Annotated in this window: 23 protein-coding genes and 1 pseudogene; 13 read left to right on the forward strand and 11 right to left on the reverse strand. The window is 70.4% G+C overall.

Annotated elements, in window-relative coordinates; translation table 11 throughout:
* Positions 1–223 precede the first annotated feature (223 nt).
* Both OHS82_RS28965 and OHS82_RS28970 read left to right on the forward strand, forming a co-directional pair.
* Positions 224–457 (forward strand): type II toxin-antitoxin system VapB family antitoxin, encoded by a 234-nt coding sequence (locus tag OHS82_RS28965; RefSeq protein ID WP_053672219.1) that lies wholly within the window; start codon positions 224–226, stop codon positions 455–457.
* Positions 454–861 (forward strand): PIN domain nuclease, encoded by a 408-nt coding sequence (locus OHS82_RS28970; protein ID WP_057574795.1) that lies wholly within the window; start codon positions 454–456, stop codon positions 859–861. The genes OHS82_RS28965 and OHS82_RS28970 overlap by 4 nt, the downstream gene beginning before the upstream one ends.
* A 127-nt stretch (positions 862–988) precedes the next feature.
* On the opposite strand, the gene OHS82_RS28975 is transcribed toward OHS82_RS28970, so the two are convergent.
* A complete protein-coding gene (locus tag OHS82_RS28975; protein WP_257233865.1) occupies positions 989–1,123 on the reverse strand; it encodes a hypothetical protein in 135 nt (44 codons plus the stop codon).
* Positions 1,124–1,794: 671 nt separating this feature from the next.
* Between OHS82_RS28975 and OHS82_RS28980 the strand changes: the two genes are divergently transcribed.
* A complete protein-coding gene (locus OHS82_RS28980) occupies positions 1,795–3,306 on the forward strand; it encodes an NCS1 family nucleobase:cation symporter-1 (protein WP_257233864.1) in 1,512 nt (503 codons plus the stop codon).
* A 354-nt stretch (positions 3,307–3,660) separates the two neighbouring features.
* Here OHS82_RS28980 and OHS82_RS28985 read toward each other — a convergent pair whose 3' ends face one another.
* Complete coding sequence (locus OHS82_RS28985; protein WP_328434879.1) at positions 3,661–4,746, reverse strand: aromatic-ring hydroxylase C-terminal domain-containing protein; 1,086 nt, start codon at positions 4,744–4,746, stop codon at positions 3,661–3,663.
* 56 nt (positions 4,747–4,802) lie between these two features.
* Here OHS82_RS28985 and OHS82_RS28990 point away from each other — a divergent pair, with 56 nt between their 5' ends.
* Positions 4,803–4,991, forward strand: coding sequence for a hypothetical protein (locus OHS82_RS28990; protein WP_328434880.1), 189 nt, complete (start codon positions 4,803–4,805; stop codon positions 4,989–4,991).
* 102 nt (positions 4,992–5,093) lie between these two features.
* Here OHS82_RS28990 and OHS82_RS28995 read toward each other — a convergent pair whose 3' ends face one another.
* From OHS82_RS28995 to OHS82_RS29005, 3 genes are all read right to left on the reverse strand, one after another.
* Complete coding sequence (locus OHS82_RS28995) at positions 5,094–5,984, reverse strand: MerR family transcriptional regulator (RefSeq protein ID WP_057574797.1); 891 nt, start codon at positions 5,982–5,984, stop codon at positions 5,094–5,096.
* A 182-nt stretch (positions 5,985–6,166) separates the two neighbouring features.
* Positions 6,167–7,015 carry an NmrA family NAD(P)-binding protein gene (locus tag OHS82_RS29000; protein ID WP_328434881.1) on the reverse strand — a complete coding sequence of 283 codons (849 nt, stop codon included), beginning with the start codon at positions 7,013–7,015 and terminating at the stop codon, positions 6,167–6,169.
* Positions 7,012–7,437, reverse strand: coding sequence for a nuclear transport factor 2 family protein (locus OHS82_RS29005; protein ID WP_328434882.1), 426 nt, complete (start codon positions 7,435–7,437; stop codon positions 7,012–7,014). The genes OHS82_RS29000 and OHS82_RS29005 overlap by 4 nt, the downstream gene beginning before the upstream one ends.
* Before the next feature lie 86 nt (positions 7,438–7,523).
* On the opposite strand from OHS82_RS29005, the gene OHS82_RS29010 reads away from it, so the two are divergent.
* Together OHS82_RS29010 and OHS82_RS43560 are read left to right on the forward strand one after the other, a co-directional pair.
* Entirely contained in the window at positions 7,524–8,135 is a 612-nt protein-coding gene (locus tag OHS82_RS29010) for a TetR family transcriptional regulator (protein WP_057574800.1), read from the forward strand.
* 161 nt (positions 8,136–8,296) lie between these two features.
* Positions 8,297–8,731 (forward strand): annotated as a pseudogene (locus OHS82_RS43560) (zinc finger domain-containing protein); the annotation flags it as partial.
* A gap of 70 nt (positions 8,732–8,801) precedes the next feature.
* On the opposite strand, the gene OHS82_RS29020 reads toward OHS82_RS43560, so the two are convergent.
* The 6 genes from OHS82_RS29020 to OHS82_RS29045 all read right to left on the reverse strand — a co-directional run bounded on the left by OHS82_RS29020 (position 8,802) and on the right by OHS82_RS29045 (position 14,344).
* Positions 8,802–9,818, reverse strand: coding sequence for a branched-chain amino acid ABC transporter permease (locus tag OHS82_RS29020; protein WP_057574801.1), 1,017 nt, complete (start codon positions 9,816–9,818; stop codon positions 8,802–8,804).
* Positions 9,815–10,687: a branched-chain amino acid ABC transporter permease gene (locus OHS82_RS29025; RefSeq protein ID WP_328434883.1), complete on the reverse strand. Its 873-nt coding sequence runs from the start codon at positions 10,685–10,687 to the stop codon at positions 9,815–9,817. The genes OHS82_RS29020 and OHS82_RS29025 overlap by 4 nt, the downstream gene beginning before the upstream one ends.
* On the reverse strand, positions 10,684–11,412 hold the full coding sequence (locus OHS82_RS29030) for an ABC transporter ATP-binding protein (RefSeq protein ID WP_328434884.1): 729 nt from the start codon (positions 11,410–11,412) through the stop codon (positions 10,684–10,686). Before OHS82_RS29030 ends, OHS82_RS29025 begins: the two co-directional genes overlap by 4 nt.
* The gene (locus OHS82_RS29035; protein WP_057574804.1) at positions 11,409–12,137 is read right to left on the reverse strand and encodes an ABC transporter ATP-binding protein; all 729 of its coding nucleotides are present in this window, start codon (positions 12,135–12,137) and stop codon (positions 11,409–11,411) included. Before OHS82_RS29035 ends, OHS82_RS29030 begins: the two co-directional genes overlap by 4 nt.
* Complete coding sequence (locus OHS82_RS29040) at positions 12,134–13,456, reverse strand: ABC transporter substrate-binding protein (protein ID WP_057574805.1); 1,323 nt, start codon at positions 13,454–13,456, stop codon at positions 12,134–12,136. The genes OHS82_RS29035 and OHS82_RS29040 overlap by 4 nt, the downstream gene beginning before the upstream one ends.
* Positions 13,457–13,687: 231 nt before the next feature.
* Positions 13,688–14,344, reverse strand: a complete 657-nt coding sequence (locus tag OHS82_RS29045) for a helix-turn-helix domain-containing protein (protein WP_328434885.1) — start codon at positions 14,342–14,344, stop codon at positions 13,688–13,690.
* Between the two features lie 201 nt (positions 14,345–14,545).
* Between OHS82_RS29045 and OHS82_RS29050 the strand changes: the two genes are divergently transcribed.
* The 7 genes from OHS82_RS29050 to OHS82_RS29080 all read left to right on the forward strand — a co-directional run bounded on the left by OHS82_RS29050 (position 14,546) and on the right by OHS82_RS29080 (position 24,814).
* Positions 14,546–15,826: an MFS transporter gene (locus OHS82_RS29050; protein ID WP_328434886.1), complete on the forward strand. Its 1,281-nt coding sequence runs from the start codon at positions 14,546–14,548 to the stop codon at positions 15,824–15,826.
* 171 nt (positions 15,827–15,997) lie between these two features.
* The gene (locus tag OHS82_RS29055) at positions 15,998–18,589 is read left to right on the forward strand and encodes a beta-glucosidase H (RefSeq protein WP_443061807.1); all 2,592 of its coding nucleotides are present in this window, start codon (positions 15,998–16,000) and stop codon (positions 18,587–18,589) included.
* Positions 18,590–18,956: 367 nt separating this feature from the next.
* Positions 18,957–20,324 carry an amidase family protein gene (locus OHS82_RS29060; protein ID WP_328434887.1) on the forward strand — a complete coding sequence of 456 codons (1,368 nt, stop codon included), beginning with the start codon at positions 18,957–18,959 and terminating at the stop codon, positions 20,322–20,324.
* A gap of 20 nt (positions 20,325–20,344) precedes the next feature.
* Positions 20,345–21,367, forward strand: coding sequence for a carbon-nitrogen hydrolase family protein (locus OHS82_RS29065; RefSeq protein WP_057574807.1), 1,023 nt, complete (start codon positions 20,345–20,347; stop codon positions 21,365–21,367).
* Complete coding sequence (locus OHS82_RS29070; RefSeq protein WP_057574808.1) at positions 21,364–22,101, forward strand: IclR family transcriptional regulator; 738 nt, start codon at positions 21,364–21,366, stop codon at positions 22,099–22,101. The genes OHS82_RS29065 and OHS82_RS29070 overlap by 4 nt, the downstream gene beginning before the upstream one ends.
* A gap of 117 nt (positions 22,102–22,218) precedes the next feature.
* Positions 22,219–23,847 (forward strand): thiamine pyrophosphate-dependent enzyme, encoded by a 1,629-nt coding sequence (locus OHS82_RS29075; RefSeq protein WP_328434888.1) that lies wholly within the window; start codon positions 22,219–22,221, stop codon positions 23,845–23,847.
* A gap of 25 nt (positions 23,848–23,872) precedes the next feature.
* Positions 23,873–24,814 carry a malate dehydrogenase gene (locus OHS82_RS29080; protein ID WP_328434889.1) on the forward strand — a complete coding sequence of 314 codons (942 nt, stop codon included), beginning with the start codon at positions 23,873–23,875 and terminating at the stop codon, positions 24,812–24,814.
* Positions 24,815–24,858: the final 44 nt, after the last annotated feature.

Here is a 24,858-nt window from a genome sequence, read left to right on the forward strand (position 1 = left end):
TTTCTGGACGCTGATTCCGGTCAAGTCAGGCATGGTGCCTGTGCAGTGCTTCGTGTCGACGTCGAGCAGGTCTCCGTCGGCTCGCCCCGTGGCGGGAAGCGGCCCATGGGAACGCCCCGACATCCAGCGCGCTTCCCCCGCGTGGTCTGTTTGTGATCGATGGTTGCGCTTAATGTTGGTGATGTATCTTGGGTACATACATCGTGGATGTTAGAGGTGTCCGATGTCCGTCACGCAGATTGATCTCGACGACGAGGCGCTGGCCGAGGCCATGCGGCTCATGGGTGTCACGACGAAGAAGGAGACCGTCAACGCGGCCCTTCGCGACTACGTGGCGCGGATCAAGCGGCTTGAGGCTGCGGAGAAGCTGGCCGCGCGGGGTGCGCGTGGAGAGTTCGAGCAGGCCGCGGCGGCGCATGACGCGGAGAAGCGCGCGCGACGCGAGGCCTTCGAGTGATCACGTATCTGGTGGACACCTCGGCTCTGTGGCACCTGTTTCGCACCCCAGGCGCATTGCGGCCATGGGAGGGACACATTGCCGCAGGGGTGTTCCACCTCTGCGAGCCGACACGTGCCGAATTTCTCTACTCGGCAACCAGCCCGTCCCATCGGGATGAGCTCGCAGAGGAACTGGACGCGCTCTGCTTGCTCTCTCCGGTTCCGAAGAACGCCTGGCGTTGGGTCGACACCGCCCAGTACAAACTGACCCAGCAGGGCCAGCATCGGGCGGCTGGGGCGATCGATCTGTTGGTGTGTGCGACAGCTGTACACCATGGGCACACCGTTCTCCATGTGGACAACGACTTCGTGACGGTGGCGGGAGTCCTTAAGGAAGTGCAGCAGCGAGACGCACGAGCCTGATCCGAGTCGCGTGCGGTGCCGGTGGTGTAGCCGGTGCCGACGTTGTCGAACACGATCACGTCGTGGGCGGCGGCGAGGTGGTCCAGGAACTCCGGGTCCCACCAGTCGAGGGTCCCGCGGACCCGGTTCAGCAGGACCAGCGGGATGCCGCCCCGGGGGCCGATGCCGGGACGAGGGTGACCGCCCAGGTGGTGTACGCCCACGCCGCCTGGACGGCGAGATAGAGCACGAGCGCCGCCTGTCCGGCGGGCTGGCGCGGCATTCGGGACGCTGGCAGGACGCAAGGAACAGGAAGGGCCTGCGAGGGGGCGTTGCTCCGGATTCAGCTGAGCCGTGGCTGTTGTGGCCGACGGGATCGTGGTGGCGGACGCTCCGGCAGCGACGACGGGACCATCTGGCAGACCGCGGCCATGGGAACAGGCACGGGACAGCTCACCAACGTCGACCTCCAGCTCACGAGCGCCCGCTACGTCCGGGTGACGGCGACCGGCACGGCTGGCAACTGGTGGAGCCTCGCGGACACGGCTCTACCGCTGACCTTCCAGTGGCTCCCGCGCTTCGGGACCGCTGCGCGGGGCCGCTGCGACAGACAGCAGCCGTTGCCGTCGACGTTCGATGGCCGGTGCCGAACCCAAAGCCGACCACGCCCGGCCGTCCTCCGCGATGGCCGGGCTCCTCTCCTTACCTGTTTACCCGGTCGCCGCTCGGCGGCAGTGGTGGCGTGGACGGGATCGCGTCCTGCGATGGACCGGCCTCCGGCGCCGCGACAGTTATTCCGTCATGCGAAATTCTACTTCCGGCATTGATGAGACGCTTACATGTCCGGAATCGAGAGGAAATACGCTGCTCGTTCCATGTATGTCGTCTGGCACCTGGTTTGCGGCTGCGGAGGCGCACAGGTGCTTCTGCAGGTCAGCTCAGCAAGGAGAAAGCGTGACGGCGACAGAGAGCACAGCCCCCACCCCCACCCCGACCCCGGTCCTGGCGGAGTACTCGCCGCGCCTCTACAACGAGGACCTGGCCCCCGCCACCGAGCGGAAGTGGGGGGCGTTCAGTATCTTCAATGTCTGGACCTCGGACGTACACAGTCTCTACGGCTACTTCCTGGCCGCCAGCCTGTTCCTCGTCGCCGGCAATGCCTTCAAGTTCGTCATCGGGATCGGTGTCGGCTCGCTGGTGGTCTACTGGCTGATGACGTTGATCGGCAAGGCGGGGGTGCGGACCGGTGTGCCGTATCCGGTGCTCGCGCGGGCCTCGTTCGGCACCTTCGGCGCAAACGTCCCGGCGCTGGTGCGGGCGGTGGTCGCCACCTTCTGGTACGGGGCGCAGACCAGCGCGGCGGCCGGTGCGATCGTCGCGTTCCTCACCAGATACAGCGGCCCCAGACACTTCCACGAGACCACCCACCTGCTCGGGCACAGCGGCCTGGAGGTGATGTGCTTCCTGGGTGTGTGGGCCGCCCAGTTGCTGATCATCAGCAAGGGAATGGAGACGGTGCGCCGATTCCAGGACTTCGCCGGGCCGGTCGTCTGGCTGATGATGCTGGTCCTCGCCGTCGCTCTCTCGGTCAAGGCCGGCGCGCTGTCCTTCTCGGTCGACATGCCGGCCAAGGATCTCGCCGTGCTCGCCAAGAGCTCGACGGGCCTGAGCGTGACCCCCGGCTCGCTGGCCGCAATCGCGGCGATAGCGGCGACGTGGATCACCTACTTCGCGGCTCTGGTGCTCAACTTCGGCGACTTCGCGCGATTCGTGCCCGACGAGAAGACGCTGCGCAAGGGAAACATCTGGGGGCTGCCGGTCAACCTCATCCTCTTCTCGTTCGTCGCCGCCCTCACCACTGCGGCAGCCAGCAAGGTCTACGGTCAGGTGATCCTTGAACCTGCCGAGATCTCGGCCAAGTTCGACAGCGTCTTCCTCGTCCTGCTGGCCGCCCTGACCTTCGCGGTCGCCACGCTGGGCATCAACGTGGTCGCGAACTTCGTCAGCCCGGCGTTCGACTTCGCCAACGTCGCCCCGAAGTACATCGACTTCCGGCGCGGAGGCCTGATCGCCGCCGCCATCGCGCTCCTGCTCTACCCCCTGCACCCGTGGGACAACGCGCCGAGCTTCGTCAACGCCATCGGCTCGACCATGGGCCCGATCTTCGGCGTGATCATCGTGGACTACTACCTGATCCGCAAGGCGCGGATCGACGTCCCGGCGCTCTACCGGGAGAACGGCGAGTTCCGCTTCCAGGGAGGCTGGAACATCCGAGCCTTCGCCGCAGCAGCCGTCGGCGCGGTCTTCTCCAGCCTCCTCCCGGTCTACGGGCCGGCTGGCTACAGCGGGGCGCTCGGGCCCTACAGCTGGTTCATCGGCGTCATCGTCTCCGGCTCGTTGTACTTCGCGGTGAGCGGTGGCAGGAGCCGGATCCTCCCGGCCCTCCCGGCGGACGGCACCGCCTGATTCGTGACTGTGGGCCCCGGTCCGGGGCCCACAGTTGTCGAGAACCTCTCCCTCTCGGTCGCCAACCTCATGGACGTCGGTAAGGCAACGCTGTGGGCGAGTTCGAGACCTTCTCCTGAGCCGGCGGGATCGGTCTCCGCGACCCTTGAGTCCGTCCGTCCTCGGCGCGTTCGGGACGCGTTCGGGACGCAAGGATAGGAACAGACCGACAAGGACGAAGGGATGCCGACACGGCTTACCCCATCTGACCTGCAAGAACGTCACGAATGAGCAAGGATGGGCAAGGGCCGCCAAGATCCTCAAAGGACTCATAATCCGTCGGCCGTGGGTTCGAGTCCCACCCGCCCCACCTGTTCAGGTCCCTGACCTGCGGAAACGTTCATTTTGCCCTGTCGGGTCGTCAACTTCGTCTGAGCGGACCGAATCCGCTGCTCGTGAGTTCAACCTCGTTGCCAGACGACGACGCTCGCGTGATAGCGGCGGAAGATCGGGTTGTCGTGACAGACGCCGAGCGTGGGGTGCACGAACCGCGACCACGGCAGGAAGGTTGTACGTCCGCAGATCCTGCGCGGCGGCCTCTTGGAGCGCAGGGCCGATGCGGTCGTGGACGAATCGCCGGAAGGTACGGCCGCCCACGCCCCGGCGCCGGCGCAGCAGCAGAACCGTGCGATGGCCTACGGCGTCGTCGTGTCCGTCGGTCCACCAGCGTCCGCAGCCCGGGCCGGTGACCTGTCCGAGGACCCGTTCGAAGACGTTCTGTTCATCCAGGTAGACCTCCCGCATGTGCATCGGCATGCCCAGCGCGGCGGTCGTGCTCCCGAAGCGGACCTCGGCCACCCCGTCGCAGCGCCAGCTCGGCGGGATCATCGTGCCCACCGTGGGCGACGACGGCCAGTAGCCGTGGTCGGTGGGCGCGGTGTCGCCGCGCCAGGCGATGTGCTGGTCGGGTCGTACGAGGACCAGGTCCCGTTCGCAGAGGGCGTGGGCGTGCGGGTCTCGCACGTCGACGACCTTGAGGGGGACGCCGCGTTCGGTGGCGGCGTCGGTGAGCGCGGTGACGTCGTGGTCGGCGAAGCGCAGCAGGGTGGAGCCGGCCGAGTGGAAGAGGTCGAACAGTGCGGTGCCGTCGGCCAGCAGGACGCTCGGCGGCCGTGCGCCCGGCCAGGTGCTGGGGACGTATTCGTCCATCGTCCGGCGGGGTGCCCTGGCGCCGGGTGCGGTGTCGGGGCAGACGACGGGTGAGCTGTCGTAGCGGTAGCCGAGTTCGATGCCGAGGGCCTCGTTCTCCAGGTTGCCCAGGTCGAGGATCTCGCGGCCGACGCGTTGGCGGGTGCGGGCGCCGAGCCAGCGTTCGCTGTGCAGTTCGGCTCGGTTGGCGGTCATGATGGCGGCCCGGACGAGGGCGTGCCGGGCGGCGGCCTGCCGGTTGCGCAGGGCCACGGCCCGGCGTTCGTGCTCTTGGACGTCATCGCAATGGGATCGCCGGTCTGTCGGTCGTGGTGGCGATCGTGGTGCGGCTGGTGCCGGATGCGTCGGGGGAACTGTTCCAGCGGGTGGTGCCCGAGGTGCGTTCGCGACCACAGGGCGGTGGTCGGCGTCGACATGGCGATTGGGAGGTGCTGGCTTTGCAACCGCAGACTGGTGTCAGCGGCCAGCTCGGAATCCCCACGCACGGCCAGTTGTGATGTCACTCTTGGCTACGTCCCGGGCTCGACGTCTGACCCGACCGGTCACATGCGGATGGACGTGACCGGTTGTCGGGCCACGTCAGTGCCAGGCACGGGCGATCAACTGTCCGCGGAGTGGGCGTCGGCAAGGGCCTCGCCGAAGAGTCGTCCGGCGAGTTCCACGCAGCGCATCCGGGCAGGAGAGAAGTCGTAGGGCATCTTGGTGATCGCTGCGGCGGCACTCATCTCTGTGCCCTCCTCCCCTTTCAGGTCGGCGTCGTAGATCTCGAAGATCTTCTCCTCGGCCGCGTCGAGACCAGCTGCCTCGATGGCCTGATTCAGGGCCATTTGGTGAGCGCATCGCTGTACGGCGAGCTCTTCGACGCGCGGGTCGTCGGGTTCGACGCCGTCGTCGAGAGCGGCCTCGGCCGCCTCAAGACGGTCCTCCTCGGCCCGCAGGCCGGGGTGGGTGGCCAGCACGATGAACGTGCCGGCCTGGATGGCGGCGCCCAGCGGCCCGAAGATCCGTTCCGTGACCAGCAGGGCGTCCAGATCGGAGGGGCGCAACGCGCCCGGGGGCAGGTGGCTGAGCCGGTCCGTGACCAGTTCGGAGAGCAGCCCCAGCGGGCTGCCCACCGCCTGCAGGCGCTGGACAGCCGCGCGCCGACGTTTGACGGCGGCCTCCTGCGCCGCCAAGGTTTCCTCCAGCCTGCTCAGGACCGACTCGATATCCGGGGCGTGGTCCAGGGCTTCGTCTCCAGCTTCGCCCCGGGCTTCGCCGAAGGCGGTCCGCATGTCGTCCAGGCTGATACCGGCATCAGCCATCTTGCGGATCCACAGCAGGCGGATCATGTCGTCATAGCCGTAGCGGCGGCGGCCGTCCCCACCGCGCTCGGGCTCCGGCAGCAGACCGATCTCGTGGTAGTGGCGGATGGCGCGTGGAGTGATCCCGGCGAACGCAGCGGCATCACCGATCTTGACCTGCCGGGGAGGCGTGAGGGAGGGGTACATCGCAGGCAGAGCCTTTCGTGCTGTGGTGCCCCGACCCCACCACATGCCGCTACGGCATGTGCAACAACGCGACGGTGCAGGCGTCGGCATCCGGCGAGCCAGGACATGGTGCGTTCGATGGTCCAACGGTGGCGGCCGAGCCGGCAGGGTCTCGAACCAGAACTGCTGATCGTCCTGGAACATCAGCTGCCGCATCGCATCTCCCTCTCGAGGAGGGCCTGGAAGGTGTGCGGGGGCCGACCGGTGAGGCGCTGGACGGTGTCGGTGATGCGGTCCTCCGCCCCTCCGGCGATGGCACGGTCCATGCCGGCCAGCATTGCGGCGAACTCCACCGGCACCTGCGTCGTGAGGCGATCGCGCATCTCCTCGTAGGACAGACGGCGGTGGACCACGGCCCGACCGGTGACCTCGGTGATAATCGCGGCGATGTCGTCGTAGCGGAGTGCCTCGGGTCCGGTGAGGACGAGATCGGTGTTGGGGGCTTGCTCGTCGGTCAGAGCGCGGACGGCCACGGCCGCGATGTCCTCGGCGTCGACGAAGCCGACCCGGCCCCCTTGGGTGGCGGTCCAGATGATGCCCTCGTCGCGGATGCTGCGAGCGTGCGCGTGCGTGCCGGTGAAGTTCTGCATGAACCACGAGGGCCGCAGTACCGCCCACTGTTCGAACAGATCGGGCAGGGCCTGGTGCACCGTTCCCACCGCCGGGCCGCCCTCGGGGATGGCCGAGGAGCTCAGCAGCACCGCGCGGCGCACGCCGACGGTGCGGGCCTGATGGAGGAACGGCAGCACGATTGCCGCGGGGTCGGAGTCACCCAGGGGCGGTATGAGGTAGACGCGGTCGACGCCGTCGAGGGCGGCCGCGTGGGTGGTGGGGTCGTACCAGTCGAAGGGGGCCGGCTCGGTGCCGGCGACCGGGGTGGCCCGGCGGCTGGCGGCTTTGACGCGGTGCCCCGTGGCCGTCAGCTGTGCGGCGGTGCGGCTGCCGGTGGTGCCGGTGGCTCCGATGACCAGAGTGGTGCCGGCGGTGGTCATCGGCTGCTCCCGGCGAAGTCGGCGCCGGGTTCCTGGACGGCGAGGGGGTTCCAGTAGTCGCGGTAGGAAGTGATGTGTCCGTCTCGAACGGTCACGACGGCGATGTAGGTCATGTCGAAGGGAGCATCGCTCTCCACTAGGCGGCCGACACCGCGCATCTCGACCACGATGGTCGCCGGATCGGTGGTCTGGTGGATCCGCAGGTCGGGGAAGTCGTGCAGGTCGATGTGGTCGGGGTAGTGGCGCATGTAGGCGGCGATGGCCTCCTTGCCCTCCAGACGCCGGGGCCAGCCGTCGGGGGCGAAGGGGAACTCCATGAGGCCGTCCTCGGCCCACAGGGCGACCCACGCGGGCATGTCCTTGTCGAGAAGCAGTCGCAGGCTGTGGCGGTAAAGATCCGCCGGGGAGGTCGGTGCGGACATGGGTATCCTCCAGTCACAGAATCCGGACCCTGGGCCCGCTTCAACGATATGGACCACGGGTCCGTTTTGTAAATGGAAGGAGCGCCATGCCCGAACGCCAGTCGTCTCGCAAGGACGCCATTCGCAACCGGGATGCCGTGCTCGCGGCCGCCGACGCCCTCTTCACCCGCCGTGAAAGTCCCGAAGACGTCACCATGGCCGACGTCGCGGCTGCGGCCGGCGTCGGCAAGGGCACACTCTTCCGGGCCTTCGGCGATCGCGCCGGGCTGCTCCGCGCACTGTACGCGGCACGGCTCGAACCGATCAGGCAGGCCGTCGAGACCGGCCCACCACCCCTGGGGCCAGCGACCCCACCGCGGGATCGCGTACCCGCCCTGCTCGACGCCGTCCTGTGCTTCAAACTCGACAACCGGCGCCTCGCGCTGGCCCTGGAGGAAGGCGGGAGCAGCAGCCCGTACCGGGCGGAACACTACGAGCGGTGGCACAGCCTGCTCCGAGCCGTACTGGAGCAGATCCCCGGCCTGACCGACAGCGACTTCACCGCCCACGCCCTGCTCGCCGCCACACGAGCCGACCTCGTCGAGCACCTGGCCGGAGAAGAGCGTATTCCGCGGGAAAGAATGCGGGCACAGTTGGCGAACTTCGTCACCAGCGTCCTGGCCTCCGGCCCACTGCAAGGGTTGACCGCCGAGGAGTGATCGAGGATCGGGCGAGTCCTTGATCAGTGGGGCCTCTCGCAAACGACCCTGTGCCCGAGCGAGATCAACAAAAGGCCGCTGGGCCGCCGTCGATCTTCGATCGGTTCTCAGAACCCGTTCTCACGTAAACGTGGTCCGAACCCCCTTCTGAGACTTGTGTTGTGCGAGGATTCCAGGCCGACACTCAGGACCCCTTGCCGAGCGACGCGGACGACGTAGAGCTGCACCCCTGCCCCCGCTGTGATGTTCAGCCCGGCTCGCCCTGCCGCTCGCGTGGCGGCGCGGTCGCCGGCGCGTACCACACGGGTGGGTTCACAAAGGTGCCCCGTCTCGCGAAGCTGCTGCGGGTGCAGACCCCGGCCGACCGCGGGCCGGGTCAACCGTGGCGGCCCGGCACCCCGCCCCCCCGCCCAGCCGTCGCGGACACCCCAGGCGCGGACATTCGCATCGGGTACGCCCGTTGCTCGCACCTGAGCCAGGAACTCGACTCCCGGCTCGACGCGCTCACCGCGCACGGCATCCCGCGCGACAAGGTGTTCAGTGAGAAGATCAGCACCCGGGTACGGGCGCGCCCTCAGTTCGAACAGGCGCTGCGTACGGCGCGGGAGATCAAGGCACACGCCCCGCACTGCCGGGTCATCATCACCGTGCTTCCTGATGCCGGGTCTACAACCGGACCGTATGGCGCACGGGGAAAACGGCGAATCCCGTGCGGTGCGCCAGCGTCCCCCACAGCCCCCGCGGCAGGTACAGCGAGACCACGATGGCCGCCGCGCCCACCACGATCAGGTACCAGACACCGCTCTGCGCGAAGTACTTGTCGAGGAGGAAGTATGCGATCGCGCCGACGACGGGGCCCTCGATCGTGCCGATGCCGCCGATGATCACCATGAAGACCATCAGGGCCGAGTACTGCACCCCGAAGATCTGCGTCGGCGACGCCACCCCCAGACTGTTGACGCAGATCACCGCACCGGCGGCGGCACATCCGGCAGCCGCCGTGATGTAGATGATCCGCTTGCCTCGCGTGACGTTCACGCCGAGGGAGCCGGCGGCGGTGTCGTCGTCGCGGATGGCCTGGAGGCTCAGGCCGAGGCGGCTGCGCAGGACGGCGTAGGTGCCGAGCACGGTCGCTGCCATGACGGCGAGCGCCAGCCAGTAGGTGAAGGCGCGTCGCAGCACCGGATCGGCGGTGACGTCCGAGAGGGTGCGTCCGCTCGCCGCGCCCAGGGAGTGGAAGCGGACCACGATCAGGCGGACGACCTCGGCGATCACCCAGGTGCCGACGGCGAAGTAGCCGCCGCGCAGCCGGAAGGCGAGGTACGACACCGGCCAGGCGAGCAGCGCCACCACGGCGGAGACGACGAGCGTGCCCGCGTAGACGTTCACGCCGTGGTCGTTGACCACGAACAACAGGTAGGCGCCCAGGCCTATGAACGCCTGCTGGCCCATGGACATCATGCCCGCGTACCCCGCGAGCAGGTTCCACATCGAGGCCAGGGCCACCAGGTAGCAGAGCTTGACCAGTTGGGCCGTGACGCCCGATTCGACGACGTAGGGGAGGGCCGCCATCGTCACGAGGACGACGGCTGTTCCTGCCAGGCCCAGGGCGGTCGCTCGGCCACCCCGGTGTACGGCCGGCAGTGCGGTCGCCTCGGGGGCGGGGGCTGTCTGGACGGTCATGCGAGGACACTCCTGCCGAACAGGCCCTGCGGGCGGAACACCAGGACCAGGAGGAAGACCACGTGCCCCGCGAGCAGGGGAAGGTCCGGGGAGATCTGGGCGCCGACGGACTGGGCCACACCGAGCACCACGCCACCCGCGAGCGTGCCCCACAGCGAGCCGAGACCGCCGATGATGACCGTCTCGAAGGCGAACAGGACGGTGAGCTGACCCTCGAAGGGGGTGACTCCGCCCTGCCGCATCGTGTAGAGGACACCGGCCAGGGCCACCGTCGCGAAGGCGATGACCGAGGTCAGGGCGTACACGCGGCGGTTGTCGACGCCCATCAGGCGGACCACCGCGCGGTCGTCGGACGTGGCCCGGACGATACGGCCGGGCTGCGTGCGGAAGAGGAAGAGGTGGAGGGAGACGAGGACCGCCACCGCCGCCGCTACCGTGATCAGGGGGAACCAGCCGACGGCCAGGCCGCCGCCCAGGTCGATGCTCGCGGTGCCGAGCGAGCCGATGGGCAGGGGCTGTGCGTCGCTGCTGAACAACTGGACCAGTACGTTCGGGATGATGACCGAGATGCCGAACGTGACCAGCATCGGGGCGAGTTCGCCGATGCCCATCGCCCGGTCCAGCATGGAGCGTTGGACCAGGTAGCCGAGCCCGCCCACCGCGACCATCGACACGACGATGGTGACGGGGACGGGGACGCCGTAGTGCGCCGCGGTCACCGAGGCCACGTAACCGCCGAGGATCATCAGGTCCCCGTGGGCGAGGTTGGCGATCCGCATCACACCGAAGACGAGGGACAGGCCCGCGGCGGCCATGGCGAAGATGCCGCCGAGCAGGACGCCCTGCAGGATTGCGTTGAGCCAGGTCATGGGGTCTTCACCTCCGGGAAGGCGCCGGTGCCGAAGTACGCGGCGGTCACCTGGTCGCGGGTGAGTCCGGTCGCCGTGCCGGTCAGCGCGATCCGGCCCTCCAGGACACACGCGATGCGGTCCGCCACGGCGAACGTGCGGTTCAGGTCCTGTTCGACCAGGATCACGGTCGCGCCCTCGGCACGGATACCGGGCAGCGCCGTGTAGAGCTGGTCCACGACGAGCGGGGCGAGGCCCAGGGAGACCTCGTCGAGGAGCAGCAGACGCGGATTGCCCATCAGCGCGCGGCCGATGGCGACGGCCTGCTGCTCACCGCCGGAGAGCCGGGCCGCCTTGCGGGTACGGCGGTCGGCGACGAGCGGCATCGTCTCGTACACCTTGGCCAGGTTCCAGGGGCCCTTGCGCCCGGTGGCGGCGCCCACCTGGAGGTTCTCCTCGACGGTGAGCGACGGGAAGAGCCGACGGCCCTCCGGGACCAGGCAGACGCCCTTGCGGGCCCGGCGGATGTCCGGCTCGGCGGTGACGTCCTCACCGGCCAGGCCGATCGTGCCGCGGAAGGGCTTCAGGGCTCCCGCGATGGTTTTCAACAGGGTGGATTTTCCCGCTCCGTTGGCGCCGACGAGGGCGAGCAGCTCACCCTCGGCCACGTCGAGGTCGATGCCGAACAAGGCCTGGAAGTCGCCGTATCCGGCGTCGACGGAGTCGACTCGCAGAAGCGTGCTCATGCCGCCGTACCTCCCAGGTAGACCTCCGCGACCTCGTCGCTGGCCAGTACCTCGTGCGGGTCGCCGTCGACGCGGATCTGCCCGTAGGCGAGGCAGACCAGCCGGTCGACGACCTGGACCAGGGCCTTGACGACATGCTCGATCCACAGGATCGTCACGCCGGACTCCTTCAGGGACAGCACGGTGGCGACGAGTTCCTCCGCCTCGGCCTCGGTGAGGCCGCCCGCGATCTCGTCGAGGAGCAGCAGGTCGGGACCGGTGGCCAGCGCCCGTGCCAGCTCCAGCCGTTTGCGGCCGAGCAGGGGCAGGGAGCCGGCGGGCTTGTTGGCGAGGTGGAGCAGCCCGGCGGTCTCCAGCGCGCGCAGGGCCTGCTCGCGGGCGGGGCCGCCCCGCAGCCGGGCCCCCCGCTCGGCGCCGACCAGTGCGTTCTCGAACACGGTCAGGTCGCCGAAGGGGCGCGGTATCTGGAAGGAGCGGCCGACGCCGAGCCGGCATCGCTGCGCCGCGGAGGTGCGGGTGACATCGCGGCCCGCGAGCCGCACGCAGCCGGCGGTCGCGCGCTCGACGCCCGAGATCGCGCTGAGCAGGGTGGACTTGCCCGCGCCGTTCGGGCCGACGATGCCGACCGCCTGCCCGCGGGGGACGGTCAGCTCGACGTCCTCCAGGACCCGCAACTCGCCGAAGTGCACGGCGAGATGGTCCACTTCGAGGAGTGGAGCGGTCACAGTTCCGCCGCCTTCGCGTCGGTCTTGACCATCGGCATCAAGCTGTTGCTGACGACCTTCAGTTCGAACGCGTCACCGCTCCCCTTGATCCACTGGGTGCCGACCATGGGGATGGTGGCGACGTTCTTGACCGGGTTGGCCGGACCGCCGCCGGTCCAGGAGAGGTGGCCGAGGACGGTGTCGAGGCTGGTCTTCGCGATCTGGGCGGCGACGGCCTCGCGGTCCTTGGGGTTCGTGTTGCGCAGGACGTGGTTGGCCACCTCGAACAGCGCGTGGTTGGGGCCGAGGCCCTGGTTCCACGTCCGGCCCTTCGCCAGCGGGGACTTCTCGTAGTCGTCGGCGAGTGCGGTGGCGGTCTGACCGGTGATCGTGGAGGTGAAGGGGAACTGCGGCACCCACCAGCTCGCCGTGCACAGCCCGTTGCCGAGGTTGTTCGGCAGGGAGGCCACCGTCGACTCGAAGAGGATGGCCTTGGAGATGGTGGCGACCTTGGGCTTGAAGTTCTGCTGTGCGGCCTGCGTCCAGAACGTCGAGAAGTCGGGCGGCGAGGGCACGCCGGCGAGGATCTCGACGCCCTCCTTCTTGAAGTTCGCGATGATCGACGAGAAGTCCTTGGTGCCGGGCTCGTAGGAACCCGGGTCGACGAACGTGAAGCCCTTGGTCGAGGGCTGCGAGCGGTATCCGGTGGTCTTGTCCCGGAAGGCGTTGCCGTCGGAGTCGTTCGGCCACAGCACGCCGACCTTCTTGTTGGTGTCGTGCTGCCGCCACATGTCGCTCTCGACCCTGGCCAGGTGCTCGATGCCGTCGAAGAAGTGGAACGTGTACGTGAAGGTCTTCTTCGGCGTGCCGCCGCGCCCGAAGAACCAGGCCTGCCAGGGCTCGATGGTCGAGACGCAGGGCACGCCCTCGCTCTCGCACTTGGCCGCCACCGGGTGGATCGTGTCCGGCGTCGCGGTGACGAGGACGAGGTCGACCTGCTGCTGGGAGATCAGCTCGTCCGCGATGGTGGCCGCCTGCTGCGGGTCCGATCCCGTGTCGCGGTCCAGGATCTTCACGTCGTACTTCTTGCCGTCGTGCGTGATCCCCTTGGCGAAGAAGGCACGCACCTGCTCGAGAATGTAGGCGTCGGACTCGGCGAAGGCCGCGTAGGCGCCGGTGCGCGGGCTGACGTAACCGATCTTGATGGTGTCGCCGGTCGGACTGCCCGAGCCCTTGAGGCCGGAGGAACAGGCGGAAAGGATCGGGGAGGCCGCCACAGCGGAGACTCCGAGGCCTCTGAGGACGGTGCGGCGGGAGGGCTTGATCGCGGGGTGTTCCATGGCGGGCTCCGGAGGGCCTTGAGCCGCAGGTCGCGGGCTGCGGCGAGTGGAGGAAGTGGCCGCGAACGTAGGCCCGCCGTCCGTGCCTGGACAGGGCACGGATTCGATATGCGAGACGGGTGGGCCGTCGGTGACCCTAATGAAACATCGGCTGTACGCAGGGGGCGTAGAGGAGTTGCTGCACGTCCGTAACCGGACGGGCGGGACGCCTGGGGTCGGTGCCCGCGCTGGTCAGGGCGTCGCGCGGATCCGTTCGCGCAGGTCCCTGGTGTACGCGTGGAACACGCCCACCAGGTCGACCTGGCCGGGATCGGCCAGCCACTGGTTCTCCAGGCCCTCCATGACAGCGACGATCTGCGTGGCCAGCAGGCCGCAGTCGAGGTCCCCGCGCAGCTCACCGTCGGCGATGCCCGCCTCCAGGGCCGTACGCACCAGCGTCCGCGCCTCCGTGAAGTGCCGTCTGCCGTGCTCGGCCGCGGGGTGGTCGCCGCCCGCCGATTCGGCGGCCAGGACGTGGGAGAGCTGTACGAGCCCGGAACGCTCGGCGTTGCGCACCACGAGCCGGTCCAGCATGTCGAGCACCTGCAGGCCGCGCAGGGTGAAGATGTCGTCCACCCCCATGCCGTACCGGTCGCGCAGATCCCGCTCGGCCAGTACGGCCGCGAGCAGTGCCTGCTTGCTGGGGAAGTGGTGGAGCAGGCCGGGCTTGGACATGCCCGTCCGGCCGGCGATGTCCTGGAGGGACGCGCCCCAGTAGCCTCGGGCGGCGAACTCCTCCGTCGCGATGTCGAGGATCCGCCGCTTGGCCGCGTCGCCCCGTGCGTACGTACTCGCCCTGCCGCCGGTCCTCGCGCTCTCGCCTGTTCTCGCGCTGTTGTCGTCCGCCACCCGGCTCACTCTAGTGCGGCGGAAAAAATCATGGAACGAAAACCTACCGACCGATAGGTAGCGATTGTAGAGTGCGGTCCCACCGGCGCGGCGAAGCCGTCCGCCCGGGCCCCGGGGGAACGAGTCCCAGCTCCCTTCCGCGTCTCTTGTGACCCTCTCGCTCGCTTTCTTCCGCTCTCTTCCGCGCTCTGGGAGATCCCCATGTCCGAAAGCACCACCGACGCTCCTCCCGCCTCCGCCGGTACGGCCACCCCGGCCGTCACCGCCCGCGTCGGCGCCGGATTTATCTCGCTCTACGCACTCGCCTACTTCGGTATCTGGCTGGCGGTCCTCGCACCGGCCGTGGTGACCCTGCAGCTCAAGGTGTTGCGTCTGTACCCCGACGACGCCACCTCGGTGATCGGTGTCGTCAGCGGCGTGGGCGCGTTGTTCGCCCTCATCGGCAACCCGTGGGCCGGGAAGCTGTCGGACCGGTGCATGTCGCGCTTCGGCATGCGCCGGCCGTTCATCCTCGGCGGCATGGTGGGCGGCACCCTGGGCACCGCGGTCATCGTCTACGCGCCCAACATGGGCATGCTCATCGTGGGGTGCTCGCTGGTCCAGCTGTCCTACAACACCGCGCTGGCCGGCATCGTGGCAGTGGTTCCGGACCAGGTGCCCGAGGACCAGCGCGGCAAGTTCTCCGGCCTGCTCGGACTGTGCCAGTTCCTGGCGCTCGGCGTCGCCGCCTACGTGGTGGACCTCGTCGCCGGGAACATGACGCTGATGTTCGGCGTACCGGCCCTGTTCGGCCTGCTGGCCGTCGTGCCGCTGCTGGTGGTGCTGCGGGACAGGGTGCGCACCGAGAAGCCGTCCACGCCGTACGGGGTCAAGGAGTTCCTCGCCAGTTTCTGGGTCAACCCGGTCGCGCAGCCGAGCTACGCCTGGGCCTGGCTGAGCCGCTTCCTCCTCGTACTCGGCTGGGCGACCCTCATGACGTACCAGGCCTTCCTGCTGATCGACCGGTTCGGCTACACGCCGGACGACGTCGGTGGTCAGGTCGGGGTCGTCCTGTCGGTGATGGTCGTCGGCATCCTGGCCGGTTCCGGTGGTGGCGGCTGGCTGTCGGACAAGCTCGGCCGGCGCAAGCTCTTCGTCGGGCTCGCGGGTGTCATCGCCGCGATCGGTCTGCCCACCGTCGCCGTCGCGCACAGCATGACCCTGCTGCTGGCCGGGGTGGCCGTCGTGGGTCTCGGTATCGGCGTCCACATGTCGGTCGACCTCGCGCTCGTGCTCGACGTCCTGCCGGACAAGACCAACGTGGCCAGGGACCTGGGCGTGTTCAACATCGCCAACGCGCTTCCGCAGTCCGTCGCCCCGGCGATCGCGCCGGTCTTCCTGGCCTTCGGGGCAGGGCAGAACTACACCGCCCTGTTCCTGGCCGCCGCGGGCTTCGCGGTGCTCGGCGCCCTGGCCGTCCGGCCGGTGCGAGGAGCGCGCTGAGCGTCCCCGGACATCACGGTGTCGACACGCGGGCCGGTGGGGGCCGTCCGTGTGTCGACGCCTTCTCCTGCCCGTGGTGGGCGCGCCAACCGCACCGGCCGCGGGCCCGAACGGGGGCGGGGCGCACCTGGACGCCCCGCCACCGCCGACCCGAACGAAGGAGCACCGGCCATGACCGACGGCACCCCGGTGACGAGCCACACCGTGAACGGGACGACCCCGCGGGCGGATCACAGCCGCCGGGACACGATCCCGGCGACCGCGGCGACCGCGGCGGACGATGACGAACTGCGCGCATGGGTGGTCGAGGGCGCTCTGGCCCGTATGGACCTCGACACCAAGGCCCGGCTGATCGCGGGCCAGGACATGTGGTCGTTGCCCGCCGTGCCCGCCGTCGGCCTGCGGTCCGTGGTCATGTCCGACGGACCCATCGGAGTGCGGGGAACCCGGTGGTCCCCGGACGACCCCTCGGTCGCGTTGCCCAGTCCGACCGCCCTCGCCGCCACCTGGGACCCCGAACTCGCGCACCGGGCCGGCCGGTTGCTCGCGCACGAGGCCCGCCGCAAGGGCGTCGACGTACTGCTCGCGCCCACGGTCAACCTGCACCGCACTCCGCTGGGCGGCCGTCACTTCGAGTGCTTCTCGGAGGATCCCCTGCTCACCGGGGTCATCGGCGCCGGATACGTGCGCGGTGTGCAGGACGGCGGTGTCGGTACGACCGTCAAGCACTTCGTCGCCAACGACAGCGAGACCGAGCGGTTCACCCTCGACGCGCGAGTGGGCGAACGGGCGCTGCGCGAGCTGTACCTCGCCCCCTTCGAGCACATCGTCACCCACGCCGGGCCCTGGGGTGTCATGTCCGCCTACAACGGTGTCAACGGCGCCACCATGACCGAGAACCACCGCCTCCAGAACGAGGTCCTGCGCGGGGAGTGGGGCTTCGACGGCGTGATCGTCTCGGACTGGATGGCCGCCCGCGACACGGTACGCGCCGCCGAGGGCGGCCTGGACATCGCGATGCCGGGCCCGAAGACCGTCTACGGCGCCGCTCTCGCCGACGCCGTGCGCGACGGCCGCGTCGCCGAGCGGACACTCGACGCGGCGGTACGTCGCGTCCTGCGGCTGGCCGCACGTGTAGGCGCCCTCGACGGCGCCCCGCCCGCCGGCACGTCAGGGGCCGAGGAGATCGACGGCAGGGCTCTGGCGCGCGAGATCGCCCGCCGCTCCTTCGTCCTGCTCAAGAACGCCCCCGCTCCCGACGGCGGTGCGGTGCTTCCCCTGAACCGGGACGCGCTGCGCAGGGTCGCCCTCATCGGCGACACCGCCCGCCACGCCCGAGTCATGGGCGGCGGCAGCGCCACCGTCTTCCCCGAGCACGTCGTCAGCCCGCTGGCCGGTCTGCGCCGCGCTCTTCCGCCGGCCGTCGAACTGGTCCACGCACAGGGCGCCGACCCGCGTACCCGCCTCGCCCCGGCCGCCGAGTACTTCACCCTGCGCTCCCGCTACCGGGACGAGGACGGCAACGTCCTCGCCGAACTGCCCCAGCCCGACGGCCAGGTGATGACGGTGGGCAGCCTGCCCACCGGGGTGACCGCACGGCAGCTCCACTCCGTGGACATCACCGGCAGCTTCACCCCCGACCGGAGCGGAACCCACACCTTCGGCGTCACGGGGTTCGGCAGCTACACCCTCGACGTCGCCGGTCACCGGCTGGCCGAGGACGTCTGCGTCCCCGACTCCGACGACCCCTTCCTCGCCTTCACCGACCCGTCCGAGCGGCGCTTCACCGTTGAGCTGACGGCGGCCGAGACCGTCGAGGTCGCCTTTCGCTTCGTCCCGTTCACCAAGGGCATGGACGACAACATCGCGGCTCTCGCCTTCGGCCTGGGGCACCGCCCGCCGACCGCCACGGACGAGGAACTCATCGAGGAGGCCGTCGCGGTCGCCGCGGCCAGTGACGTCGCGGTGATCGTGGTGGCCACCACGGAGGAGACGGAGAGCGAGGGCTTCGACCGCGCGAGCCTGAAGCTGCCGGGCCACCAGGACGAACTCGTCCGCCGGGTGGCCGAGGCCAACCCGCGCACCGTCGTGGTCGTCAACACCGGCTCCCCGGTGGAGATGCCGTGGCGCGACGAGGTCGCCGCCGTCCTGCTCGGCTGGTTCCCGGGGCAGGAGGCCGGGCACGCCCTCGCCGATGTCCTGCTCGGCGCCGAGGAACCCGGCGGAAGGCTCCCCACCACCTGGCCCGCGGCCATGACCGACTGCCCGGTCCTGGACACCGAGCCCGTCGACGGCCTCCTCACCTACGACGAGGACGTCTTCATCGGCTACCGGGCCTGGGCCTGCCAGGACACCCCGCCCGCCTACTGGTTCGGCCACGGCCTGGGATACACGGACTGGGCGTACGAGGAGGCCGCGTTCACGCCCGCGCCACCCGGCGCCCACGAGCTGGGCACACTGCGCGTGAAGGTACGCAACACCGGTGGGCGCCCGGGCCGTGAGGTCGTCCAGGTGTATCTGGAACCGGCGGACACGGCCACCGCCGACGCGGCCGAGCGCCCTCGACGCCGGCTCGCCGGTTTCGCCACCGCCCAGGCCGCCCCCGGAAGGACGACCGTGGTGGAGATACCGGTGCCTCGCAGGGCCGCGCAGATCTGGCACGCGGAGCTGGACGCCTGGCACACGGTCCAGGGCCGCTACCGCCTGCGCGCCGGGCGCTCGTACCCGGATCTGCGCGTCGAGGCGGCATGCGACGCGCTCTGACGGCTTCGGGGCCTGGTGGCTTCGGGGCCTGGCGGCTTGGCGGCCTGGCGGCTTTGCGGACTCGCGGTGTCGCGGCTTGGCGGGCCTCGCGGCCTCCCGGTCTCGCGGCCTCCCGGCCTTGCGGACCGTGAGACCGGCGTACCGCAGCCCCACGCCGGTTCGGGCACGCCGCCACCTCGCGAGAGGTGCTTGACGACGACCGACCGGGCGATCCCGGTCTCCCACCGCACCGAGGTCGTTCTCGGCGCGGTGGACGCTCGTGTGCCGGTCCGGCTCAGTCCCGGACGGCGCCGACCAACGCATCTGGAGTCTCGCATTGCGAAACAGCCATGTTCATGAGCGGCGGACAGGACCTTATCGTCCGCCCATGCAGACCGCCCTCTCCAGGCTTGCCACGGGGACGCTCACCAGCGTCTCGCTCACCGAGGAACTCCTCGCGCGCGCGGAGCGGGCCGGCGACCTGGGGGCCTTCGTCACCCTCGACGCCGACCGCGCTCTCGCCGAGGCCGCGGCAGCGGACCGCCGCCCCGGTCGGGGCCCGCTGCACGGGCTGCCGATCGCCGTCAAGGACAACATCCACGTCGCCGGACTCCCCAACACCGCGGGGTGCGAGGCGCTCGCCGGATTCGTCCCTGACCGTGACGCGCAGGCGATCACCCGGCTGCGTGCGGCGGGCGCGATCGTGCTCGGCAAGACCAACATGCACGAGCTGGCCCTGGGAGCCACCACCACGGGTGGCCCGTACGGCCCCGCCCGCAATCCGGCCGACCCCGACCGCTTCGCGGGCGGAAGCAGCGGCGGCACCGCCACGGCCGTCGCCGCCGGTCTGGCCCCGGCAGGTCTTGGCACCGACACCGGCGGCTCGGTCCGCGTTCCGGCCGCGCTCACCGGCATCGCCGGTCTTCGACCGACCACGGGCCGTTACCCCACGGGGGGCGTGACGCCGCTGTCGCGGACGCGCGACACCATCGGCCCCATGGCCGCGACCGTCGCCGACCTCGTCCTGCTGGACACCGTCCTCGCCGCCGACCGGGGCCCGGCCGAGGCACCCGACCCGCGCGAGGTCGTGCTCGCCGTCCCCGCACACCACTTCACCGAGCCGCTGCACCCGCGTACCGCCGAGGTGTGGGAGCACTCCCTGGCCGTCCTGAGGACCGCCGGGGTCCGGCTCGTGCCGGTGCGGCTGCCCGAGGTCGAGACGGCCGAGGAACTGGCCGGATTCCCCATCACCCTCCACGAGGCCGCCAGGCAGCTCCCCGGGTACCTGAGCGTGGCGACGGGCGGCACGGAACCGGCGGAACTCCTGGCCCGGATCACCCACCCCGACGTACGCACGACGATGGAGCGGGTCGTGTTCCCGCAGGCGGTCACCGAGTCGGCGTACCGGGCCGCCCTCGAGGTCCGCGACCGTGTCCTGGTGGACGGCTACCGGCGGATCTTCCGCGAAACCGGAGCACACGCCGTGCTCTTCCCCACCACCCCCCTGCCCGCCGGACGGATCGACACCGACACCGAGCGGGTACGGCTGGACGGCGACGCGCGTCCGACCTTCCCCACGTACATCCGCAACACGGGACCCGGCAGCGTCGCCGCTCTTCCCGGCCTCACCGTGCCCGTCCGGTCGGCGGGCCCGGGACTCCCGGTGGGTGTGGCGCTCGACGCGCCCTGGAACACCGACCGACGGCTCCTGGGCCTCGGCCTGCTGGTCGAAAAGCTCCTGGAAGCGGGAGCATGAAGAGAAGGAGACGATCGGACATGACAGAGACCACTCGCCGCTTCAAGGCCGCGGCCGTCCAGGCCGAGCCCGCCTGGCTCGACGCGGAGGCCGGGGTCGCCAAGACCGTCGACCTGATCGCGGAAGCGGCCCGGGGCGGGGCCTCGCTCATCGCCTTCCCCGAAGTATGGATCCCCGGCTACCCGCACTTCCTGTGGCTGGGCGCGGTCGCCGACCAGGTCCCCTACGTCGGCCGCTACCACGCCGCCTCGCTCGCCCCCGACGGCGACGGGATGACCACGATCCGCCGCGCCGCCCGACAGCACGGCATCACCGTCGCGCTCGGATACAGCGAGAAGGACCACGGCAGCCTCTACATCACCCAGACCGTGATCGCCGCCGACGGCAGCGTGCTCCTGCACCGCCGCAAGCTCAAGCCGACCCATGTCGAGCGCAGCCTGTTCGGCGAGGGCGACGGCAGCGACCTCAAGGTCGTCGACAGCGCGCTCGGCCGGCTCGGCGCCCTGAACTGCGCCGAGCACGTCCAGCCGCTCAGCAAGTACGCCCTGTACGCGCAGAACGAGCAGGTGCACATCGCCAGTTGGCCGTGTTTCGGTCTCTACCGCGACCTAGCCTTCCAGCTCAGCGCCGAGGCCAACACCGCCGCGAGCCAGGTGTACGCCATCGAGGGCAGCGCCTTCGTCCTGATGGCCACCCAGGTCATCTCCCCGGCCGGCATCGACGTCTTCGCGTCCACCCCCGAGCAGCGCCGCCTGCTCACGGCCGGCGGCGGCTGCTCCCGGATCTTCGGCCCTGACGGGCGTAGCCTCACCAAGGACGTCGACGAGGGTGAGGAGGCACTGGTGTACGCCGACATCGACCTCGACGAGATCGACCTCGCGAAGAACGCCTACGACCCGGCCGGGCACTACGCGCGCGCCGACGCCACCTATCTCGTTCACCGTCGCGAAGCCCGCCGGCCCGTGGTCCGGGAGGGCAGCCCCGCCGAGACCGCGTTCCCGGCGCTGTTCCCGTCGCTGGACGACGAGATCCCCGAGCCATGACCCGGCCTGCCGAAGACTCCCCGCCGCCGGGCCGGCCCCCCGTCCAGACCCTGGACCGGGGGCTCAGGCTCCTGGAAGTGATCGCGCTGTCGGACGTACCGCTGACGCTGGCCGAACTGAGCCAGCAGATGGGGCTGCACCGCTCGATCGTCTACCGGCTGCTGCGCACCCTCCAGGACCACCACCTGGTCGCGCACACCACCCACGGGTACGTCATCGGCACCCGCGCCCAGTCACTGGGCCGGCGCACCCTGCCCATGCTCCAGCGCATCGCCAAACCGGAGATCGCCAAGCTGGCCGCGCGGGTGGGCCTGACCTCCTTCTTCGTCGTCCGGGACGGCGAAGAAGCGGTGACGCTGGTCTCCGTCGAGGTCGAGAGCACCCGCTCGCGCACCGTCTACAGCCCCGGCGACCGGCATCCGCTGACCCTGGGCTCCCCGGGCGTCGCCATGCTGTCCGCCGAGCCGCAACTGCTCGGTGAGCGACCGGAGATCAGCCGGGCCCGCGCCTGCGGCTACGCCACCACACGAAACGAGGTCGTGCGCGGCCTCGGGACGATCTCGGCGCCGGTCGTGTCGGCGCCCGGCCACGCCGTCGCCGCCGTGTCGATCGCCTTCACCGTCGAACAGCCCGGCCCGCCACAGATCGAGGCCGTCCTCGACACCGCCCGCCTCATCACCGGCCGGCTGCGCGGAGAGCTGTCCACCGGAGCGATCCTGCCCGGGGTCGACTGACTCGTCCGCCGACCCGGCGACCGACTCACGTACGGCACGTTTCGCATAGTGAACGTGCCCGTGGTCCCCCAGGGTTGGGCGGCTTAGCGTCCAGTCCTGCCAGAAAGGGGACCCGCGATGACCACGGCCGCCCACCCCAGGACCGTCAAGGAACAGACCTTCGACGTCCTGCGCCAGTACGACCTCACCACCCTCTTCAGCAACCCGGGCTCCACCGAGGTCGGCTTCCTCGCCGACCTGCCCGCCGACATCTCCTTCGTGCTCGGCCTGCACGAGGGCTCGGTCGTAGGGATGGCCTCCGGCAGGTCCCTGGCCACCGGTCGCCCCGCGCTCGTACTGCTGCACACCACCGCCGGATACGGCAACGCGGTCAGCGCCCTGGCCACCGCCCGCGCCAACCGCGCGCCCCTGGTGGTCATCGTGGGCCAGCAGGACCGCCGGCATCTGCCCCACGAGCCGTTCCTGGCCGGACGGTTGGACGGACTCGCCGGAGAGTACCCCGTGTGGCAGCACACGCCGGCCCGTCCGCAGGACGTCCCCGGTGCCGTCGCCCGCGCCTGGCACGAGGCCCAGGAAGGCCGTGGTCCGGCGGTCGTCGTCGTCCCGATGGACGACTGGTTCGCCGAGGCCGAGGAGGACGTCGCCCAGGCCGCGCCGCGCGGACCGCTCGCGGTACGAGGCGGTCGTACGGCCTCCGACGACGCCGTGGCCGCCCTCGCCGCGCTGCTGACGGCCGCCGACTCGCCCTGTCTGGTGGCGGGCGCGGGCAACGACACGGCGGACGGCTGGCAGGCGCTCGTCACGCTGGCCGAGCGTCTGGACTGCCCGGTCTACCAGGAGCCGTTCGGCGCCCGCGCCGGCTTCCCCCAGGACCACCGTCTCTTCGCCGGCCACCTGCCCGCGGTGCGCCCCGCACTGCGCGAAGCGCTCGCGCCGTACGACACGGTCCTCACCGTCGGAGCCGCCGCGTTCCGCCAATACACCTACGCCCCCGGCGAGTTCACCGAGCCGGGCACCCGGGTCGCCGTCATCACCAACGACCCGGAGGAGGCCCACCGCAGCCCGGCGGAGCTGGTGCTGCTCGCCGAACCGGCCGACACCGTACGTCGGTTGGCCCCGCTGGTGCCCGCCATCCCGCGTTCCTCGGCGCCGAACCGGCCGACCGCACCCCAGCCGCCTCTCCCCGGTGAGCCCCTGCGTGCCGCTCATGTCCTGGCCGCCCTCGCCGAGCGGCTCGACCCGACGGCCGTGGTGGTCGAGGAGACCCCCTCCAGCCGCCCGGACCTGCACCGGCTGCTGCCCGCCCGGGCGCCGCTCGGCTTCCTCAGCGCGGCCATGGGCGGACTGGGCTTCGCCATGCCGGCCGCGATCGGCGTCCGGCACGGCGCCCCGGACCGGCCCGTCGTGGCCGTCCTCGGCGACGGCTCCTCCCTCTACTCGATCCAGGCCCTGTGGAGCGCCGCCCACTACGGCATCGGCGTCCTGTTCGTCGTCCTCGCCAACGGCCGCTACGCGATCATGGACCGCCTCTCCGAGCGCGAGGGCTCCGCCGCCCCGGCCTGGCCCGCCTTCACCGAGCTGAGCGTGTCGACCCTGGCCAAGGGCCTGGGCTGCCCGGCCGAACGGGTCGAGGACCACACCGCGTTGCTGTCCGTCCTGGACGAGGTCCTGCCGACCCTGGCGGACCGGCGTGAGCCGCTCGTGCTCGAGGTCGCCGTCGAGGCCGACGCCCACTACTCCTCATGACCCGCTGAACGGAAGGCACAGACCCGTGAAGGTCGTCATCATCGGAGGCGCCGGCGGCATCGGCTCCTCCGCAGCGTTCAACCTGCTCTCCGCGCAGGGGACGTACGAGATCGTGCTCGTCGACACCCGGCCGAACATGATCACCAGCCACACCATGGACCTGGAGAACGCCCTCGGCCTCGGCGCCACCGCCGACACCGTGCGGGGCGGCACCCCCGAGGACGCGCTCGACGCGGACGTGGTCGTGCTGAGCGCCGCCGTCCCGCTGCGGCTGAACTCCTCCCGTTCCGTCTTCCTCGCCGACAACGCGCGGATCGTGAGCGAGTGCCTGCGTCCCCTGCGGGAGGCGGGAGCGGACTTCGGCGGGCTGGTGCTCCTGCTCACCAACCCCGTCGACCCGCTGCTGACCTGGGTGCACCGGCAGGACTGGCTGCCGCGCGAGCGGCTGATCGGCTACACCCTCAACGACAGCCTCCGGCTGCGCACCGGCATCGCGTTCGCGCTCGGCGTGCCGCCGAAGGACGTCGACGCCTGGATGCTCGGCGAGCACGGCGAGGGCCAGGTCCCGCTGTACAGCCGGGTCAGGATCGGCGGGGAACCCGTCGTCCTCACCGACGAGCAGCGCGTGGCCGCCGAGGAGTACGTGGACACCTGGTACTCCAAGCACGTGGCCCTCGACTCGGGCCGCACCTCCACCTGGACCACCGGTCTGGGCACCGCCCGTCTCATCGAGGCGATCGCCACCGGCTCCGGGACGCTCGTCCCCGCCTCCGTCGTGCTGGACGGCGAGTACGGCGTGCACGGCACCAGCCTCACCGTGCCCGTCGAGCTCGGGCCCGAGGGAGTACGGCGCATCGCGGCCTGGGACCTGCCGGAGGAGGAAGCGGCCGGCATGGTCCGGGCCGCCGACCGTGTCGAGGCGGGCGCCTCCGAACTGACCGACCAGGCCGTGGCTCAACCGTCCTGACCCAACTGATCACGTGCCACCACGTATCAACGACGCTACGTAGC

It is taken from the genome of Streptomyces sp. NBC_00425 (assembly GCF_036030735.1).
Classification (GTDB): domain Bacteria; phylum Actinomycetota; class Actinomycetes; order Streptomycetales; family Streptomycetaceae; genus Streptomyces.

Coding starts and splice junctions, on each gene's coding strand:
- OHS82_RS28965 (WP_053672219.1), top strand. CDS start 224: ATGTCCGTCACGCAGATTGATCTCGACGACGAGGCGCTGGCCGAGGCC.
- OHS82_RS28975 (WP_257233865.1), bottom strand. CDS start 1,123: ATGCCGCGCCAGCCCGCCGGACAGGCGGCGCTCGTGCTCTATCTCGCC.
- OHS82_RS28995 (WP_057574797.1), bottom strand. CDS start 5,984: ATGTACCCCTCCCTCACGCCTCCCCGGCAGGTCAAGATCGGTGATGCC.
- OHS82_RS29000 (WP_328434881.1), bottom strand. CDS start 7,015: ATGACCACCGCCGGCACCACTCTGGTCATCGGAGCCACCGGCACCACC.
- OHS82_RS29005 (WP_328434882.1), bottom strand. CDS start 7,437: ATGTCCGCACCGACCTCCCCGGCGGATCTTTACCGCCACAGCCTGCGA.
- OHS82_RS29010 (WP_057574800.1), top strand. CDS start 7,524: ATGCCCGAACGCCAGTCGTCTCGCAAGGACGCCATTCGCAACCGGGAT.
- OHS82_RS29020 (WP_057574801.1), bottom strand. CDS start 9,818: ATGACCGTCCAGACAGCCCCCGCCCCCGAGGCGACCGCACTGCCGGCC.
- OHS82_RS29025 (WP_328434883.1), bottom strand. CDS start 10,687: ATGACCTGGCTCAACGCAATCCTGCAGGGCGTCCTGCTCGGCGGCATC.
- OHS82_RS29030 (WP_328434884.1), bottom strand. CDS start 11,412: ATGAGCACGCTTCTGCGAGTCGACTCCGTCGACGCCGGATACGGCGAC.
- OHS82_RS29040 (WP_057574805.1), bottom strand. CDS start 13,456: ATGGAACACCCCGCGATCAAGCCCTCCCGCCGCACCGTCCTCAGAGGC.
- OHS82_RS29050 (WP_328434886.1), top strand. CDS start 14,546: ATGTCCGAAAGCACCACCGACGCTCCTCCCGCCTCCGCCGGTACGGCC.
- OHS82_RS29055 (WP_443061807.1), top strand. CDS start 15,998: ATGACCGACGGCACCCCGGTGACGAGCCACACCGTGAACGGGACGACC.
- OHS82_RS29060 (WP_328434887.1), top strand. CDS start 18,957: ATGCAGACCGCCCTCTCCAGGCTTGCCACGGGGACGCTCACCAGCGTC.
- OHS82_RS29065 (WP_057574807.1), top strand. CDS start 20,345: ATGACAGAGACCACTCGCCGCTTCAAGGCCGCGGCCGTCCAGGCCGAG.
- OHS82_RS29070 (WP_057574808.1), top strand. CDS start 21,364: ATGACCCGGCCTGCCGAAGACTCCCCGCCGCCGGGCCGGCCCCCCGTC.
- OHS82_RS29075 (WP_328434888.1), top strand. CDS start 22,219: ATGACCACGGCCGCCCACCCCAGGACCGTCAAGGAACAGACCTTCGAC.